This window comes from Nocardia sp. GP40 (assembly GCF_050434125.1).
Taxonomy (GTDB): Bacteria; Actinomycetota; Actinomycetes; order Mycobacteriales; family Mycobacteriaceae; genus Nocardia; species Nocardia albiluteola.
In genome coordinates this window covers 93,868-111,457 of sequence record NZ_JBNPVW010000020.1, presented here as the reverse complement: position 1 = coordinate 111,457, position 17,590 = coordinate 93,868, and the positions used below count along the sequence as shown (strand labels likewise).

Here is a 17,590-nt window from a genome sequence, read left to right as displayed (position 1 = left end):
AATCGTTGTCAATATCGTTTACTGTAGGCGGGTTGGTACTTCCGAGCAAGGGCTGGAGATGGCGAGCACAGCAGATGAAGTCCGGCGTTGTGTCGGAACGGTTCTCGGCATCGCGCCGCGCGAACTGGCGGCGGACCGCCGATTGCAGGAACTGGGCCTGGATTCCTTTCTCGCCGTGCGACTGCACCTGCGGCTGGCCGAGCGCACCGGAATACAGGTGCCGCTGGAGTCCTTCGTCGGGGCGACACTGGCGTCGCTGCTCGCGGCGGTCGAGATGCACGGTGGGGCAGGTGAATCCGCAACGCAATCGGTTCCGGTTGGGAACGGTGATGAGCAGCGGGTGAGCGAGGAGGAATTGACGCCGATTCAGGCGTCGTACTGGGTCGGGCGGGAACCGGGCATGCCGCTGGGCGGGGTCTCGACGTTCTACTACTTCGAATTCGACCGTGCCGCAGCGCTGTTCACGCGCGGCGATCCGCACGCGGAAGTGCGGGTGCTCGAGGACGCCTGGAACCGGGTGGTCGACCGGCACGACATGTTGCGCGCCACCATTACCGACGAGGGCCGCCAGCGCGTGCACCCGCCGGGGCCGCGGTACTCGATCGCCACCACCGATCTGCGCGACCGCCGGGACGCCGAGCGTGTCCTGGCCGAGCTGCGCGAACGGAAATCGCACCAGGTCCGCGACACCGCGACGGGTCCGCTCTACAACATTCACGCCGCGTTGCTCCCCGGCGGCGGGCTGCGCCTGTTCGTCGGCTTCGACATCATCGTGCTGGATATGGCGAGCTGGATCCTGCTCATGCGGGAGTGGGGTCGATACGTTGCCGATCCCGCCGCCGAATTGCCGGCTCCTGCCGCATGTTTCCTGGATATCGTGCGGGAGCGGCGGACCGCCGAGGTCGACCGCCGGGAGGGCGACCAGACGTACTGGCAGGCTCGGGTGGAGAGTCTGCCGCCCGGTCCGCGACTACCGTACGCGCTTGCGCCGGAGGAGATTCCGACGGCCCGGTTCCGTCGTCACCAGGATCGGCTCACCCCCGGGGAGTGGTCGGCGCTGACCGTGCGGGCGGCGGCGCGGGGCCTCAGCCCGACCGCTGTCCTGCTGGCCGCCTTCGCGGTGACCCTGGGCCGTTGGGGCGCGACCGAGCCGTTCTGCCTCAATGCCACGCTCTTCGACCGCCCCGATACCGAAGCCGACGGCGTCGTAGGCGATTTCAGCACAACGGCGCTGGTCGAGATGCCGGTCGTGGATCCGCTGGGCTGGCGAGGGTTCACAGAATTCGCGACGCGCGTCAATACCCGCTTCTGGGCCGACCTCGGGCATCGGTCCTACAGCGGTGTGGAGGTCCAGCGCGCGCAGGCCGGCGATCTGTCCCCGCGTTATCCCATCGTCTTCACCAGCGGGATCGGGCTCGGTCAGGCCGGGGAGGCCGCGGCGGCCTGGCTGGGGGCCGAGGTCTTCGGTGTCTCCCAGACGCCGCAGGTGGCCCTCGATCACATCGTCTGGGACGAAGACGGTGGACTGCGCCTGGCCTGGGACGCGGTCGAGCAGGCGTTCGCGCCGGAGTTCGTGGCGCGAATGCTCGCCGCGCATATGCGGCTGCTACGGAGCCTCGCCGAATCCGACAATGCCTGGGAAAGCGCAGAATTGGGCTGGAACCCGCACTTCGAACCGATGGCCGCGTTGCCCGCGGAGTCCCGCGGTCCCGGCGAACTGCTGACCGACGCACCGCGCGGCCAAGCGCGGATGCGGCCCGACGCGCTCGCCGTGCTCGGCGGCACCGGATCGTTGACCCACGGTGAGCTTGCGCGGCGCGCACGTGAACTCGCCGCTCGGCTCACCGCTGCCGGTGTCGGGCCGAAGGATCGTGTCGCCATCGTGCTGCCCAAATCGGCGGACCAGATCGTGGCGGCCTACGGAATACATTGGGCCGGAGCGGCATTCGTGCCGATCGAACCGGATTGGCCGCAGTCGCGCATCGAGTCGGTGTGCCGTCGCGCGGACATCGGCCACGCGGTGTCATCGCCGTCGGCCGCCACCCGACTACCCGCGATGGTGACCGTCCACGATCTGCACGACGGCGCGAATGCTCCACGCCCGCAGGACGGGAGCGACGCTCCCGACAACGCCGCCGACGATCTCGCGTACATCATCTTCACCTCGGGTTCGACGGGCGAACCCAAAGGCGTCGCCATCGAGCACCGCGCCGCGCGGACCACGATCGACGACATCAACAACCGCTTCGGCGTCGGACCCGAGGATCGCGTCCTGGCCCTGTCGGCCTTGAGTTTCGACCTGTCCATCTACGACCTGTTCGGCGTCCTCGGCGCGGGCGGCGGCCTGGTCGTGCCCGATGCCGACCGGTTGCGCGATCCCGGGCACTGGTGCGATCTCGTTGCCGCGCACCGGATCACGGTGTGGAACACTGCTCCGGCCCTGGCCGAGATGCTGGTCGAGTACGCCGAGGCCGATCCCGTGGCGGCGGCGAAACTGCGTTCACTGCGGGTGATGCTGCTGTCGGGCGACTGGATTCCGCTGTCGCTGCCCGATCGATTGCGCGCCGTGATCGGCGATGTCCGGGTCATCAGCCTCGGCGGCGCGACCGAGGCGGCCATCTGGTCCATCGCCCACCCCATCGAGCGGGTGGATCCGGAGTGGACGAGCATTCCCTACGGTCGGGCGCTGCGTGAGCAGGAATTCCTGATCCTCGACGCGGACGGCCGCCCCTGTCCGGTCGGCGAACCGGGCGAGCTATTCATCGGCGGCGCGGGCCTGGCCCGGGGCTATGTCGGCGACGAGGACCAGACGGCGCAACGCTTCGCCTGGAACACCGTGCTGGGCCGGAGGCTGTACCGCACCGGGGATCTCGGACGCTGGCGTCCCGACGGTGAGATCGAATTCCTCGGCCGGGCCGACCGGCAGGTCAAGATTCGCGGCCACCGCATCGAACTCGGCGAGATCGAGACCGTGATCGGCCGCTTCCCCGGGGTGCGGCGCGGCGTGGCCGCGGCCGTACCCGGTGCGGACGAGCGACCACGGCTGGTGGCCTACCTCGTCACCGACGGCACCGCCCTGGACACGGCCGAATTGACCGCCCGGGCGGCGCGCCGGCTGCCGTCGTACATGATGCCGACCCGCTGGGTGAGCATCGACTCCATCCCGCTGACCCCCAATGGCAAGGTCGACCAGGCTCGTCTGCCGAATCCGTTCAGGCACAGCGGTATCGGAGAAACCGAGCCCGATGTCGCGTCCGCGGCTACTGTCGAGACGCCCGACACGTCCTCGGCGAGCTGGCTCGTCGAGGCCGCATGGCAGGCCGCCGAACGCGGTCTGAGCCTGACGCTGCGGGTCGAACCCTCGGACTCCGGAGCGGTCGACGCCCGTGCCTGGCTGGACCAGCTCCGCGATCAGGCGCGAACGCACGGATTGGCCCTGGCGGTACCTGCGGAACCCGACGCGCCGGAACTGACCATCGCGCCCGCCCCGCCGGGCACCGAGCGGCAGCACATCGAATCCCTTGTGACGCAGGTGTTCACCGAGCTGCTGGGTCAGCCCGTCACCCGGGTCGCACCGTTCTACGACCTCGGGGCGACCTCGCTCACCCTGGTGCGCGCCCACCGCCGCCTGCGGGGTCTGACCCCGGCACTGACGGTCCCCGACATCTTCCGGCACGGCACCGTGCGCCGCCTCGCGGCCTGGATCGCCGCGCACACCAACCCCACGCAGACCCCCGCACCCGAATCACCGGACGCGCGAATTGATTTCACAGCGGCCGTCGCCCGTGGACAACGGCGACGCGCCCACCGCTCGAAAGCGAGGCCCTCCGAGCATGTCGCTCACTGACACCGTGCACCGCCTGCGTGCTGCCCTGCTGCGCGGCGCGGCACGGAAACAACGGTTCACCGCCCACTCCACGCACCAAGCCGGAACAGCCACCGAAATGAGCGTGCGTGTCGGTAGACACCGGTTCACCGTGGACGAACCCGTGGCCGCGGGCGGCGGTGACGCCGGTCCCGACCCGATCGGGCTCGCCCTGGCGGCACTGGGCACCTGCCAGGCCGTCACCTACCGATTCCATGCCGCGCGGCTGGGTATCGACATCGACTCGCTCAGTGTGGATGTGCACGCGGACCTGGACCTGGGACCGGTCTTCGGTGTCGGTGAACCCACGCAGCCCGGCGTGATCCAGGTGCGCGCACACGTGAGCGGACCCGCCGACTCTGCCCAGTATCAGGAACTGCATCGTTTGGTCGAGGAATCCTGCCCGGTGCTGGCCATGCTGCACGGACACGTCGCCGTCGAGTCGGAAGTGGAGATCGCCGCGTGATCGACGACAATGCCATCGCCATTATCGGAATGGCCTGTACCTTCCCGGGCGCACCGGATCTGGCGTCGTTCTGGGAGCTGCTCGCCGCCGGCCGGGAGGGCCTGACCCGCTTCGACGAGGCCGAACTGGCGGCCCGCGGTGTTCCGGAAGACCTTCGCGCACACCGCAACTACGTGCCCGTCGGCGCGATCATCGCCGGGCAGGAGCACTTCGACCCCGCTCACTTCGGCATGACCGACCACGATGCCGCCCTGCTCGATCCGCAGCTGCGTCTGTTGCTCGAATGTGCCTGGGACGCACTGGGTGACGCCGGGCATCGGGCCGGTGGCGGCCTCGGTGAGGTCGGCGTGTTCACCGGCGCCTCGCGCAGTGACTACCTGGATACGAATCTCGCGGCCTATCGGCAGCGTGCGCAACGCGATCCGCTGGGCCTGCTGCAAGCCGAAATGGGCACGCTCACCGACTATTTCCCTCAGCAGCTGTCCTACCGCCTGAACCTGTCCGGTCCCGCCGTGGCGGTGCAGGCCACCTGCGCGACCTCGCTGGTGGCCGTGCACCTCGCGGCGCAGTCCTTGCTGAACGACGAATGCGATGCCGCGCTGGCGGGCGGGGCCTCCCTGATCGTCCCGCAGGGCCGAGGCTATCTGCATGTGCCCGAGGCCATCTTCTCCGCCGACGGGCGCACCCGCTCGTTCGGCGCGGACGGCACCGGCATGCTGCACAGCCAGGGCGCGGGCATGGTGGTGCTGCGACGGCTCGCCGACGCGCTGGCCGACGGTGACCCCATTTACGCGGTGATCCGCGGGACCGCGATCAACCACGACGGGGCTGGGAAGGCGGGATTCACCGCGCCCTCGGCGACCGGACAGGCCCGGGTGATCGCGGAGGCGCTGGCCGTCGCCGATATCGAGCCGGACGCCGTCGATCTCATCGAGGCCCACGGCACCGCGACCGTGCTCGGCGACCAGATCGAATTGGCCGCCCTGGCAGCTGTTTTCGGTGGCCGCACCACCTCGACTCCGCTCGCGCTGGGCTCGGTCAAGAGCAATATCGGGCACACCAACAGTGCCGCCGGTATCGCCTCGCTCATCAAAACCGTGCTGGCACTGCACCACGGCCGCATTCCGGCCACCCTGCATGCTCATCCCGCCCATCCCGATCTGGAGCGCCACGGCGGGCTCTTCGACCTGGCCGACCGCTCCCGGGACTGGCCGGAGCGCGACGGCACCCGGATCGCCGGGGTGAGCTCGTTCGGCATTGGCGGCACCAATTGCCATGCGGTGCTGGAACAGGCACCCGCCGTCCTCGGCGGCCGAGCCACCGACGACCGGGACCAGCTCCTGCTGGTGTCGGCCGCATCGGAGCCCAGTTGTCGCGCCCAGCTGGATATCGCGGTCACCGAGGCCGACCGCGCGGACTACGCCTACACTGCCTCCACCGGACCGCACGCGGACAGTGGCTGGCGCGCTGCGGCCCTTCTTCCGGCTGGGGAGGTGCTACCCCGGCCCATCGCCGTCGGCCGGGTGCCGTCCAACCGTCCCCGCATCGTCTTCGCCTTCCCCGGCGCGGGCACGCAATACAGCGGCATGGGGGCCGGGCTGTACCGCGCCGAGCCGGTCTTCGCCACGACCATCGACGAGTGCGCGGACACGCTGAAACCATTGCTGGACTACGACATTCGTGACATCGTCACCGGCCGCGCTGCCGGTGACGACGTCGACGACATCCGCCTGGGGCAGCCCGCGCTCTTCGCGGTCTCCCTGGCGACCGCGAAAACCCTGCGCGCCTACGGCATCGAACCGGACGGCGTACTCGGCCACAGCCTCGGCGAATATGCCGCCGCAGTGGTCGCGGGCATGCTGACCCTGCCCGACGCCGCCAAGCTGGTCGCCATCCGATCCCGCGCCCTGGCCGCGACCGCCCCGGGCGGCATGCTCGCCGTCGCGCTGAGCGAATCGGACACGCTGCGAACACTATCCGCGCATCCGAGCCTGGCCCTGGCCGCGGTGAACGCTGCCGACGCTTGCGTGGTCTCCGGCCCGCAGACCGCGATCGACACGCTGGCGTACGAGCTCGGTGCGGTCGGAATCCGCACCGGACGGCTACGCGTCACGGCCGCCCTGCACTCGCCGAGCGTGGCGGCTGCGGTCACACCCCTGCGCGCGGCAGCCGCCGAGATACGCACCGTCACCGGCACAGTGCCGCTCTACAGCACCCTCACCGGTCGGGTCGCCCGGACCCTGGACGCCGAGCACTGGGTGCGCCACATGACAGAGCCGGTGCGTTTCAGCGCCGCCCTGGCCGCGGCCACGGCCGGGCCCGCGACCATCGTGCAGGTCGGACCGGGCAGCGCCCTGGCGACACTCGCGCGCCGCGCCGGCACGTCCGCCGCGCTGGCCACCTTGCCGGACATGACCGAAGCCGCCGCGAACCCGGCGGACGACCGCACCATGCTGCTCACCGCGGTCGGCGAACTATGGTGCGCCGCCGTCGATATCGATGTCTCGGCCTTCCATGGCACCCCGAGGCGTGTCCGATTGCCCGCCTACCCCTTCCACCGTCGCAGAACCTGGATCGACCCGCCCGCCCACAGCGGCGATGGCAGCGATTCCCTCTCGACGGGCGCGCCGATCTCAGTGCTTCTGCCCGATATGGCGGAGTCGGCTGGCGACCGTACCGAGCGGCACACCGCCGTACCAGATCCATCGACACAATCGCGGACGGCACCGATGCGGCCCTCGGGCATGGCCGCAATCGGCTGGATGACAGCTGCATCGGGCCAGGCGGAGCGCGATACGGCCGCCGCGTTCGCCCCCGAGCCGGTCGCCAACGGTGCGGCAACAGCGACCACCGCGACCAGGGCTCCGGCTCGGAACTCGCCGAGCCAATCGGCCATATCGGCACCGCACTCCGGTGCAGCGCTGGAAGAGTCGACATCCATTCGAACGCCGGAGCCGGGCGCGTCAGTGGAACCCGGCGTGGCGATCGACTATTCGGTGGCGGTGCAGGAACGGGTCGTCGAGACGGCGACCGAGTGGAGAGTCAGGGAGGTGTGGGGGGAACTGCTGGGGGAGACCGTGATCGGGTCGGATGCGGACTTCTTCGCGCTCGGCGGCACTTCCTTGACGGCCACGCGGATGCTCGATCGGATCAATGAGCAGGAGGGGACCGAACTACGGATGCGGGAATTGATTTCGCATTCCACGGTTTTCGCTTTCGCCGCCTTGCTGGAAGGTCGCCGTGCGGCGGATGGCGGGAACTCGGCCGTCGCGGTTCCGGCAGTCTCACTGCCGGATACCTTCGCGCCGGACTCCACGGCACCGGCCGCATCGTCTAGCGTGGAAGAGGAGCGGGACCTGGAGCCGTTCCCGCTGACCCGGGTGCAGCATGCCTACTGGGTCGGGCGGTCCGGGGCGTTCGGGCTCAGCGATGTGTCCTGTCATATCTACCTCGAATACGACTGTGTAGACCTCGATCTCGATCGCTATGAGCGGGCCTGGAATCAGTTGATCGCGCGGCACGACATGTTGCGGGCGGTGATCACCGAGGACGGGCGCAATCAGGTGTTTGCGGACGTGCCCGACTATCGGGTCCGCAAGCACCGGCTGGCCTCGATGACGGTCGAGGATCGAGAGGAGAACCTCGCCGAGTTGCGTCGACGGCTGTCGCACCGCGTGCATCGGCCCGACCGGTGGCCACTGTTCGACGTGCGAGCGGCGGTGCTCGACGAGCACACGACGCGGCTGTTCGTCGGAATCGATGCGCTGATCTGCGATGCGGGCAGTTTCCTGCTGTTGGATCGCGACTTGCGCGACTACTACCTCGACCCGGACACGGTGAAACCGCCGGTGCGGACCGGGTTCTCCGACTACGTCGCATACAACGGGGCCAAGGTTGATAGTCCAGAAACCCGTAGGGCACAGGAATATTGGAATCGTCGCCTGCCGGATCTACCCGCACCGCCGCAGTTGCCGACCCGTCCCCGTACCCAGGCGCAGCCCTGGTTTGCCCGCCGCGCCGCCCGCCTCGAGCCCAGCGAATGGCAGGGCCTGCGACGGCTCGCCGCCGCGCACGGCGTCACGCCCTCGGCGGTGCTGCTCACGGCATACGCCGACGTCCTGGCCGTTTGGTCGGGAGACGATCGCTTCACCCTCTCGCTGACCCTAGTCGACCGTCCGGCCATGTTGCCCGGAATCACTGACGTGGTCGGCGATTTCACCACTCTGCTTGCGCACGAGGTGGATCGCACGGCCGGAAACACCTTCGCCGAGCGGGTCGCGGCCACCCAGCGACGGCTCTTCGACGACATCGATCACCGCGACTATTCCGCGCTGGAGGTGCTCGCCGACCTGACCCAGCGCACCGGGCAGCGGCAACTGCTGCCCGTGGTGTTCACCAGCGCCTTGGAAGTCGCCGAACTCGTCGGCGGCGAAACGGATCTGGAGTGGGCGGGGCGAATCACCCACGGCGTCAGCCAGACTCCGCAGGTGTGGCTCGACCACCAGGCCTTCGTGCAGGCCGGGGCGCTGCAGGTGCAGTGGGACGTACTCGAGACCGTGCTCGACCCGGAGGCCGCCGATACCGCCTTCACGGCCTACGCCACCTGGCTGCGCAGGCTGGCCGCGGAACCCGACGTGTGGACCGCGGTGGATCGAGGACCGCGGCTGCGTGCTGCCGACGAGGTCGCCACCGTCGTCATCGAGATCTGGGAGCGCGTGCTGTCGCTCGAATCCGGTTCCGTGCGAGCGGATTCCACCTTCGTGGGCCTGGGCGGCGACTCGGTGCTGGCGGTCCGGATGGCGACCATGGTCCGCGGCCGCCTCGGCGTCGCCGTGCCTGTGGTCGACCTGGTCGGCGATATCACCGTCGCCGATCTGATCGCCCTCATCGCCGAGCGCCGCACCGAATCCGTGCTGCCCGCCATCGAATTGGCGCGCCAGGAGGATCCGGCCGCGCCGTTCCCGCTCACCCCCCTGCAGCAGGCGTACTGGGTCGGCCAGCAGCACGGGTACGCGCTCAGCTACGACTCCGCCCACAACTATGTCGACTTCCGGCTCACCGGAATCGATCCGGAGGCGGTCGAGGAGGCGGTGCGTCGACAGGTTCAGCGCCAGCCCATGCTGCGCGCGCTCTTCGGGCCCGACGGCACCCAGCAGGTGCTCGACGCCGCCGATCCCCGCCTGACGACGCTGCCCATCACCACGGTCGACCTGCGTTCCACCCCGGACCGGGTGACCGCGGTACTGGCCGACACGCGCGCGGAAATGCAACGCACCGGACCGGGCATGGACCCGTGGCCCTTCCGCATTACCGCGGTGCGGCTGCCGGGCGACGAGGTGGCCCTGCACATCGTGTGCAGTCTGCTGGTGGCCGACGGCTGGTCGGTGCAGCTCATGTTCACCGAGCTGTTCACCTACCTCGACGATCCCAATACGGTGCTGCCGCCGCTGACCGCCCACTTCGGCGACTATGTGGAAACCATTGCCCGCCAGCGCCTCGAGCCGGAGTGGCAGGCGCAGCGCGACTGGTGGTGGGACCGCATGGATGATCTGCCGCCCGCACCGGCGCTGCCGCTGGCCGCCGGTTTCGACCAGGTCCGCCCGGATACGCTGGAGCGCAGGGAATTCCGGGTCACCGGTGAGCAGATGGCGATGCTGCGCGCCCGGTGCGCCGAGCACCTCATCACCCCTACGACCGCCTTCGCCGCCTGCTGGGCGATGGCACTGTCCCGGTTCGCAGGGCACCGCCGGTTCCTGCTGAACGTGCTCTACCTCAACCGGCTGCACCTGCCGCGCGACCTGGACCACGCCATCGGCCCCTATGCGGGCACCGTCCTGCTCGATGTCGCCCTGCCCGAGGCCGCCCCGTTCGCGACCGCGGCACAACACATTCAGGCGGCCACGGCCACTATGCTCGACCACGGTCAGGTGACCGGCGTGGAAGTGGTGCGCGAGCTGAGTCGTCGCCGCCACGACACGGCACCGCAGGCGCCGGTCGTCTTCCACAGCACCCTCGGACTGCATCCGCCGGGCGGCACCCCGGACACTGTCGAGGTGCGCGAGTTCTACCAGCGCGTGCGCACACCGCAGGTGGCGCTGGATATGCAGGTGTTCCAATGGGATTGGGACGACTCGGTGGTGGTGAACCTGGACGCGGTAGCGGAGCTCTTCCCGCCGGGCGTCCTCGATGACCTGTTCACCGCGGTGTGCGAGCAGATCACCGACCTGGTGGGCCGCACCGAGGCGTGGACCGAGCCCGTCGCCCTCCCTGCGGCAGAACTGCCCAGCGCCCGGCCAATCGTGGCCGCCCGGGTCGCACCGGTTGGCCCGCCCGTCACCGATACCGAGCGCGCCATCGCGGACCTGTGGACACGGCTGCTCGAACCGGCCGACCCGATCGACCGCGGCACCGATTTCTTCACCGCCGGTGGCGATTCTGTCATGGCCATTCGCATGCTCGGCCGCCTGCAGACCGATCTGGCGCTCACGCTCACCCCGCGCGAGTTCCTGGCCGATCCGACCCTCGCAGCCGTCGCGGCGGCCGTCGGAGCGACAGCTGCCGCGAATCCGGGCGACTGCCTGGTGCCACTGCGCGACGGCACAGGAACCCCGCTGTTCCTGATCCACCCGACCGGCGGCGACGTGCTGTGCTACCTGGACCTGGCGCGCGCCCTCATCACCGATGGACCGATCATCGGCATTCAGGATCCCGAATTGGCCGGGGCCCCAGGGCCGGAGACGATCGCCGGACTGACCGAGGTGTACGAGCGCGTCGTGCGGGAACGCCAGCCTGTTGGCCCGTACCGCATCGGTGGCTGGTCCATGGGCGGCATCATCGCGCACGAGGTGGCGCGGCGGATGCGCAAGGCCGGGGAGACGGTGTCGGCGCTCATCCTGGTGGACGCGAATATCGCCGACCGGATCCACCACGTCGACGGCGGCACCTTCTGGTCGCGGTATCTGGGCTCGCTGGCGGCGTTCCTGGACATCGATATCGATACCGATTCGTTCGGAACGGATTTCGAGGTCCTCGTGGAATCGGCGCAGCGGGCGGAGGCCGAGCGCCGAATGACGGCCGCCGGTCTGCCCGACCGCGGCGGTCCGGCGGAGAAGCGTCTGCGGGAGAACATCTTCCGTCGGCACCTGCGAGCGCTCGGCGACCACGGCAGCGGTCCACTGGACGGGGACGGGCTCGAGGTACTGCTGATCCGCGCCGACGTGCCGTCACCCCGGAATTCCGGCGTCGGCATGGGCGTGGACGACTGCGGTGATCTGGCGGACCTCGGCTGGGCGGCGTACACCGACGCCCCCATCGACTCGCGATCCGTCGCGGCGCACCACTACGCGCTGCTGCGGCCTCCCGCGGTTGGGCTGGTGGCGCACCAGGTTTCGGAGTTACTGTCGCGGGTCGACGGAGCGGGGGAGTCGTGACCGACGAATACGCGGCCGCCGCCGAGTTCTACGACCTCATGGCCACCCCGTACGTGGCGAGCGTGGAACCCGCGCTCACCGCGCTGCTCGCCGGGGTCGATACCCTGGCCGGACCGGTGCTGGAAATCGGCGCGGGCACCGGCCTGTCGACCATGATGGTGGCCGACGCCGTGCCGGACGCTCGCATCGTGGCAGTGGAACCGGCTCCGGCGATGCGCGCGGTCCTGCTGTCCCGGCTGGCCTCACGAAAGGACCTGCGGGAGCGAATCACCGTGCTCCCCACCGGATTCCTCGACAGCGAGCTGCCCGCGCACTGCGCCGCGGTGGTGGCGCTCGGCGTGATCGGGCACTTCGACGCGGCCACCCGACCGCGGGTGTGGCGTGCCATCGCCACCGCCTTGGCCCCGGACGGCGAGGCTGTCGTCGAGGTGCAGCGCCCCGGGCGCGTCGAGGTCTCCGCCGAACGCCGGTACACACAGCCCCGTGTGGGGCTGCTGCGTTACGAGGGCTGGAGCCGGGCCGAACCGGTGGATGCCGAATCCCTGATCTGGCATATGACCTACCGCACCTACCACGACGATCGCATGCTGCGGGAAGTCGTTGTCCGCCACCGTGTCTGGCCCGCCGACGCGGAGCAACTCGGGCGCGAGGCGAAGGCGGTCGGCCTGAACCTGGCCGCCACCGACACCGCCACCGGGCTGCTGCGGTTCACCAAAGACCTTTGACCCGAAGGACGTGCGTCATGCCTGACGACCTCACCACCGTGCACAACACGCTCGCCGAGCTGCTACCCGCGCTGAGCGAAATAGCAACCAAAACCGAACAGGCCCGCCGTATTCCGGTGGAGTCCATCGACGAACTGACCGAGACCGGAATATTCCGGCTGCTGCAGCCCCGTCGCCACGGCGGCTTCGAGGCGCATCCGGCCGAGTTCTACACCGCCATCGCGAAATTGGCCGCGGCCTGCGGATCCACCGGCTGGGTGGCCGCGGTCCTCGGCATCTCGCCGTGGAACCTCGCGCTGTTCGACGGCCGCGCCCAGGACGAGGTCTGGGGCGCGGACCGCGACGCACGCATCTGCTCGTCCTACGCCCTGACCGGCACGGCGACAGAAGTCGAAGGCGGGTACCGGCTCAGCGGCCGTTGGGGATTCGCCTCCGGATGCGACCACGCGCAGTGGGCGTTGTTGGGTGGCCGGGTCATGGTGGACGGCTCCGCGCAGGACTCCTGCACCTTCCTGCTTCCGGCCGAGGACTACACCGCCCTCGACGTGTGGCAGGCCGTCGGACTTCGCGGCACCGGCAGTAACGACATCGTGGTGGAGGACGTCTTCGTCCCCGCACATCGGATGCTCGACTCGGTCGCGGTGGGCAAATGCGAAACACCCGGCAACCTGGTCAACGACGGACCGCTGTATCGAATCCCGTTCGGCTGCGTGCACACCAGCGCCATTACCGCCGCCATTGTCGGTATGGCGCGTGGCGGCTACCACGCCCACCTCGAACAGCAGCGCGACCGCGTGCGGGTGGCGCTGCCCGGTGATGCCACCAAGGCGAGCGGATTCACCGGCGACGCCTTCAACCAGGACCCGGCGACCCTCACCCGCATTGCCGAGGCAGCGGCCGAGATCGACGCCGCCTTTGTGCTGTTGACGCACAATATCGGCAGGCTCTACGACCTTGCAGCAGCCGGCTCGCCGATTCCCCCACCGGAACGACTGCGGCTGCGCCGGGATCAGGTGCGCGGCACCGAACGCGCCGTCTACGCGGTGGATCGACTGTTCGAGAACTCGGGCGGCCGGGCGTTGCGGCCGGACAGCGTGATTCAACGCTGCTGGCGTGACGCCCACGCCGGGCGCGCCCACGCCGCGAACGATCCCGAACGCGTCTACCGGATGTTCGGCTCCGCGGAACTCGCGGCCGCGCAGCCGGATTCGGGGGTGCATCGACCATGAGCATCCACCCGGTTTCCCTCGTCGCCGAGCACCCGTGGGTGGAATCCGCCTACTGGGACGCGAACCGCGCTGTGATCGTGGTCCATCCGGCCCCGAGCGCGCTGGCGGTTCGTCCTGCACCCGGCCCGTTGCTGCGTGAGCACCTCGAGCACTGGCGGCACGTCTACTCCTACGTCTACGCCGCGGCCGACCAGCGCCATGACGACGACCTGGACCTATCCGGTTGGCGGGCCTCCGATACCGGACGGCCGTTCGACCGAGCACACATGCTCGAGTGGATCGACCACGCCGTCGGTCTCGTGCTGCGCGGGCAGCCCGATAGCGTGCTCGAAGTCGGCTGCGGCAGTGGGCTGCTCGCCCACCGCGTCCATTCGCAGGTCCGGGCGTACGTCGGGCTCGACCCGGCTGAGCCCGCGGTGAAACGACTCGACGCCCAGTCCCTACCCGGAGTGCGGGTGGTGCACGCCGCCGCGCACGAGCTCGGCACCCCGACGGTCGCGCAGGCATTGCGCGCGTCATCGGCGACCAGGCCGGATTGCATCGTGCTCAACAGCGTCACCCAATGTTTTCCGGACGAGCGCTACCTCACCGCGGTTGTCGAGGACGCGCTCGATCTGGTGGCGCCCGGCGGCACCGTCGTGATCGGCGATATTCGCAACCTCGCTGGAGCAACCGAGTTCGCGCGCTGGGTCGAGACGGCGAAGCACCCGGACCTGACGTCGGAGCACCTCGAAGAGCGCATCGCCATGCGACTGGCCGCCGAGGAGGAATTGCTCTGTGATCCACGGGTTTTCACACATTTGGCCGGAAAGCACCGTCGTTCCGTGCGTGTCGCGTGCTACGCGAAGCCGATGCGCGCGGACACCGAACTCACCCGATACCGGTACGACGCGATCTTGACGGTGGACGGGCCCGACCCGTCGCCGACCCGAACGCTGCTGTGGAACGACCTGCGGGGAGCCGGCGTGGCCGAGCGATCGGCTGCGCTGGCGACCGCGCTCGGTGCTGCCGATGTCCTCGTGCGTGGCATCCCGAACGCCCTGCTGGACAGCGACAATGCCGCCGCGATCACACCGGCCGACCTGGCCGCGGCACTGCCGCCCGGCGCGGCCGTCCTGCTGGATTCCGCCGACGGACGCTGGCTGGCCGCGGGCCGACCGCAACAGCACACCGGCGTCGAGGCCGTGGAGGCCGCCGCCCCCGGCGCGCTCTGCTCCGATCCGCTGCGCCGCTTCGTGCGCCTGCGGCTACCCGAAATCCTGGCCGACCATCTCGAAAAGCACGCGCCCACAGTCGCGGTGCCCGCCATTGTCGTCTCCGAGGAGTCCGCCCGCCCATGACCACCACCTTCGCACCGGCCGTGCTCACCGAACTGCGCGCCACGTGCCGAGGCACGGTGCACGCACCGGGCGAACCGGGTTACGACCGTGCGCGCCTGCGCTGGAATACCGCCGTGGACCAGCATCCCGACGCCGTCGTCGGTTGTACCGGCGTGCCGGATGTCCGTGCGGCCGTGGCGATCGCGCACCGGCACGGGCTGGCGGTCTCGGTGCGCGGCGGCGGCCACGAGGTCGCCAACCACGCCGCCGCCGACGGGTCGGTGCTGCTGGACCTCTCGGCCCTGCACACCGTCACCATCGATCCCGTCGCGCGGCGCGGCATTGTCTCGGCAGGCGTGACGTGGGAGAGGTTCGACCGAGAATGCCACCGCCACGGGCTCGCGGTGACCGGGGCCGACGTGTCCACCGTCGGCGTGATCGGTACTGCGGTGTGCGGCGGAACCGGTTGGCTGCAGCGGTCTTTCGGATTCACCGTCGACAATGTCCGCTCGGCGCAGGCGGTGCTGGCCGACGGCAGCCTGGTGCACGCCACGCCCGACCGGCACGCGGACCTGCTGTGGGCCCTGCGCGGCGGTAGTGGCAACTTCGGGATCGTGGTCGCGCTCGAACTCGCGCTGCACCCGATCCGCACCCTGCAGTCCGGGACCCTGCTGTTCCGGCTCGACCAGGCACGCACCGTCTTCCGCCGGTTCCGTGACCTGTGCGCCGACGCTCCCGACGAACTGGCCCTGCGCGCGACCCTGCTGCACTGGCCGCCCACCGCGCCGGAAGGCCCGCCGATGGCGGCGATCACGGCCGCCTATCTCGGCGCGGACGGGCGGGCCCGCGAGGTGCTGGCTCGGCTGCGCCGGATCGGCGAGCCCGAACTCGACCTCATCCGCCCGCTGGAATACCCGCAGCTGCAACGCAATACCGAGCAGGCCTTCCACGACGGCCACGGCACGGCCACGGGGTCGGAATGGTTGCGCTCGTTCGACGATGACGCCATCGACGCTCTCGTTGATCTGGCGGGACGCATGCCGACCGAGCATTCGCTGATCTCCGTGCACCAGCTCGGCGGCGCGATCCGCCGAATGGACGCGCAGGCAACGTCATTCGGCTTCCACCACGCGAACTACCACATGGTGCTGTTCTCCGGCGGACTGCGGGGCACCGACCTGGGCGCGTCGCGCCGGTGGATCGCGGATATCACCCGGGCCGTGCAAGGCAGTTCGGCGGGCGGCCCCTACATCGGCATCCTCGACGATGCCGCGTCCCCGGAGCGAGTCCGCAGCGCGTACCCGCCCGCCACCTACGAGAAGCTGCGCCGGATCAAGGCCGACTACGACCCGGACAACACCTTCCGGTGCAACCACAACATCCCGCCTGCCGTGCGCGCCGACACGAATATCCGGGCACGGCAGGCTCTTTCCGCACGCGAGGATCTCGATCGCTTCGGGTTGCGCGCCATGACCGCGGCGCTGCGCCCGGCGGTGCCGGACGGCTCGACCCGGACCGAAGAGCAGATCGCCACCACGCTGGGTGCCCACCCGCGCCACCGCTGGTTGCTGCGCCGCTGGCTGCACGAACTCACCGAGCGCGGCTGGTTGGGCCACGATCGCGCGCACGGATACTCGGCACTCGGAGAAGCGAACGCCCCAGTGCGCGAGACCCTCACGCAGGTATGCGCGGACTTCGGCTTCCCCGCCGTTCTGGCGCGCTTCTTCGAGGAGACGAACCGGCGGCTACCCGAACTACTCCAGGACCGGATCTTAGCCCAGGAACTGTTGTTCCCCGACGCAGATCTGCTCACCGCCGACGCCGCCTATCGGGACAACCCGGTCAATCGCTCACTGAATGCCGCAGCTGCCGAACGGATTGCCCAGGCACTCGATGAGCCGTCCAGGTCCGGGCGACCCGTGCGAATTCTGGAACTCGGTGCCGGGGTGGGCGGGACCACCGCCGATCTCATCCCGGTACTCGACGGCCGACGCGTCGACTACCACTTCACCGATGTGTCCGCCTTCTTCCTCGACGCCGCCCGCGACCGCTTCGGCGCGTACTCCTGGCTCCGCTACGGCACGGTCGACCTCAACGCCGACCTCGGCGACCAGGCCGAGTGCGACCTCATCGTGGCCGCCAACGTCCTGCACAATGCCCACGACTGCGCCGCGACGCTGCGACAACTCCACGATCTGCTGGCACCCGGCGGCGAGCTGATCTTCATCGAATCCTGCCGCGAGCATTGCCAATTGCTGACCTCCATGCACTTCCTGATGTCCGCGCGGCCCGGCCGGGAACGGGCCGGAGCGGGCGACTTCCGGGGCGGCTCGGACCGGATCTTCCTGACCGAATCCGAATGGCGCCAACAGCTCGTCGCCGCGAAGCTGCCACCCCGGCTGGTGTTCCCTGAGCCCGACGACGCGCTCGCCGCCCACGGACAACGCCTGTTCGTCGCCCGCAGGCCCTCATGACCACGAGGGACAGGGCCCTCGGGCGCGGAGACAGTGTGCGCGGCGTGATGGCGATCGGTGGCTCTGAGAGTGTGGATGGCCG

General features: G+C 69.7%; 7 protein-coding genes. All 7 read left to right on the top strand.

What is annotated here, in order from left to right; translation table 11 throughout:
• The first annotated feature begins 58 nt into the window (after positions 1 to 58).
• Genes ABH933_RS40585 through ABH933_RS40555 form a run of 7 tightly spaced genes read left to right on the top strand, consistent with a single transcriptional unit; the run spans position 59 to position 17,508 of the window.
• Positions 59 to 3,847 carry an amino acid adenylation domain-containing protein gene (locus ABH933_RS40585; RefSeq protein ID WP_429427106.1) on the top strand — a complete coding sequence of 1,263 codons (3,789 nt, stop codon included), beginning with the start codon at positions 59 to 61 and terminating at the stop codon, positions 3,845 to 3,847.
• Positions 3,834 to 4,331 (top strand): OsmC family protein, encoded by a 498-nt coding sequence (locus ABH933_RS40580; protein ID WP_429427108.1) that lies wholly within the window; start codon positions 3,834 to 3,836, stop codon positions 4,329 to 4,331. The genes ABH933_RS40585 and ABH933_RS40580 overlap by 14 nt, the downstream gene beginning before the upstream one ends.
• Positions 4,328 to 11,761: an acyltransferase domain-containing protein gene (locus ABH933_RS40575; RefSeq protein ID WP_429427110.1), complete on the top strand. Its 7,434-nt coding sequence runs from the start codon at positions 4,328 to 4,330 to the stop codon at positions 11,759 to 11,761. The genes ABH933_RS40580 and ABH933_RS40575 overlap by 4 nt, the downstream gene beginning before the upstream one ends.
• Positions 11,758 to 12,486 carry a class I SAM-dependent methyltransferase gene (locus ABH933_RS40570; RefSeq protein ID WP_429427112.1) on the top strand — a complete coding sequence of 243 codons (729 nt, stop codon included), beginning with the start codon at positions 11,758 to 11,760 and terminating at the stop codon, positions 12,484 to 12,486. Before ABH933_RS40575 ends, ABH933_RS40570 begins: the two co-directional genes overlap by 4 nt.
• Positions 12,487 to 12,503: 17 nt before the next feature.
• Positions 12,504 to 13,715, top strand: a complete 1,212-nt coding sequence (gene hsaA / locus ABH933_RS40565; protein ID WP_429427114.1) for a 3-hydroxy-9,10-secoandrosta-1,3,5(10)-triene-9,17-dione monooxygenase oxygenase subunit — start codon at positions 12,504 to 12,506, stop codon at positions 13,713 to 13,715.
• Entirely contained in the window at positions 13,712 to 15,055 is a 1,344-nt protein-coding gene (locus ABH933_RS40560) for a class I SAM-dependent methyltransferase (RefSeq protein WP_429427116.1), read from the top strand. Before hsaA ends, ABH933_RS40560 begins: the two co-directional genes overlap by 4 nt.
• On the top strand, positions 15,052 to 17,508 hold the full coding sequence (locus ABH933_RS40555; RefSeq protein ID WP_429427118.1) for an FAD-binding protein: 2,457 nt from the start codon (positions 15,052 to 15,054) through the stop codon (positions 17,506 to 17,508). The genes ABH933_RS40560 and ABH933_RS40555 overlap by 4 nt, the downstream gene beginning before the upstream one ends.
• Positions 17,509 to 17,590 lie beyond the last annotated feature (82 nt).